Origin of the sequence: Oceanimonas baumannii, from assembly GCF_002245495.1 — a bacterium.
GTDB lineage: Bacteria > Pseudomonadota > Gammaproteobacteria > Enterobacterales > Aeromonadaceae > Oceanimonas > Oceanimonas baumannii.
This window is the reverse complement of the sequence record NZ_NQJF01000035.1, coordinates 1-1,351: the sequence shown is the minus strand read 5'-3', so window position 1 is coordinate 1,351 and position 1,351 is coordinate 1. Positions and strand designations below refer to the sequence as shown.

Genomic DNA, 1,351 nt, shown 5'->3' with positions numbered 1-1,351 from the left:
AGATGTGTATAAGAGACAGGCCTAGTTCCTTCACCCGAGTTCTCTCAAGCGCCTTGGTATTCTCTACCCGACCACCTGTGTCGGTTTGGGGTACGGTTCCTGGTTACCTGAAGCTTAGAAGCTTTTCTTGGAAGCATGGCATCAACCACTTCGTGTTCTAAAAGAACACTCGTCATCAGCTCTCGGCCTTAAGATCCCGGATTTACCTAAGATCTCAGCCTACCACCTTAAACTTGGACAACCAACGCCAAGCTGGCCTAGCCTTCTCCGTCCCTCCATCGCAATAACCAGAAGTACAGGAATATTAACCTGTTTTCCATCGACTACGCTTTTCAGCCTCGCCTTAGGGACCGACTAACCCTGCGTCGATTAACGTTGCGCAGGAAACCTTGGTCTTTCGGCGTGGGTGTTTTTCACACCCATTGTCGTTACTCATGTCAGCATTCGCACTTCTGATACCTCCAGCAAGCTTCTCAACTCACCTTCACAGGCTTACAGAACGCTCCTCTACCGCATCACTTACGTGATACCCGTAGCTTCGGTGTATGGTTTGAGCCCCGTTACATCTTCCGCGCAGGCCGACTCGACTAGTGAGCTATTACGCTTTCTTTAAAGGGTGGCTGCTTCTAAGCCAACCTCCTAGCTGTCTAAGCCTTCCCACATCGTTTCCCACTTAACCATAACTTTGGGACCTTAGCCGGCGGTCTGGGTTGTTTCCCTCTTCACGACGGACGTTAGCACCCGCCGTGTGTCTCCCATGCTCGGCACTTGTAGGTATTCGGAGTTTGCATCGGTTTGGTAAGTCGGGATGACCCCCTAGCCGAAACAGTGCTCTACCCCCTACAGTGATACATGAGGCGCTACCTAAATAGCTTTCGAGGAGAACCAGCTATCTCCGAGCTTGATTAGCCTTTCACTCCGATCCACAGGTCATCCGCTAACTTTTCAACGGTAGTCGGTTCGGTCCTCCAGTTAGTGTTACCCAACCTTCAACCTGCCCATGGATAGATCGCCCGGTTTCGGGTCTATTCCCAGCGACTAGACGCCCTATTAAGACTCGCTTTCGCTACGCCTCCCCTATTCGGTTAAGCTCGCCACTGAAAATAAGTCGCTGACCCATTATACAAAAGGTACGCAGTCACAGAACAAAGTCTGCTCCCACTGCTTGTACGCATACGGTTTCAGGATCTATTTCACTCCCCTCTCCGGGGTTCTTTTCGCCTTTCCCTCACGGTACTAGTTCACTATCGGTCAGTCAGTAGTATTTAGCCTTGGAGGATGGTCCCCCCATATTCATACAAAGTTTCTCGTGCTCCGTCCTACTCGATTTCATGACTAAGAGATTTTCGCG

The 1,351-nt window shown here is 50.6% G+C and carries 1 rRNA gene; it reads right to left on the bottom strand.

What is annotated here, in order from left to right:
- Positions 1–1,351 (bottom strand): 23S ribosomal RNA (locus B6S09_RS18845); the annotation flags it as partial.